Below are 224 nucleotides of genomic sequence, written 5' to 3'. Positions count from 1 at the left end.
CTTTATGTAGGAAGTCGCAAAAATGGAAAAATGGCGCGTATTTATGAAAAAGGCAAGCAAATGCAAAGTGAAACTCAACCTAATTGGGTGCGTGCTGAGCTTGAGCTTAGGTCTATTGACCGTGTTATCTCCTTGGATGCACTTCTCAATACCGATGCCGTTTTTGCTGCTGCATACCCTGCTTTTGAGTTTGTTAGCGCTAAACGTCTTGAGATTAAAACCAC

General features: G+C 42.4%; 1 protein-coding gene. It reads left to right on the top strand.

What is annotated here, in order from left to right; genetic code table 11:
• Nucleotides 1-30: 30 nt before the first annotated feature.
• Nucleotides 31-224, top strand: a 194-nt coding sequence (locus C2M25_RS20565) for a replication initiation factor domain-containing protein (RefSeq protein ID WP_234003624.1), incomplete at its 3' end; no start/stop codon positions are given.

Origin of the sequence: Pseudoalteromonas sp. T1lg21, from assembly GCF_002964625.1 — a bacterium.
Classification (GTDB): domain Bacteria; phylum Pseudomonadota; class Gammaproteobacteria; order Enterobacterales; family Alteromonadaceae; genus Pseudoalteromonas; species Pseudoalteromonas gelatinilytica.
Note: the sequence above shows the minus strand (reverse complement) of the source record. Positions and strands in the feature narration are given on the sequence as shown.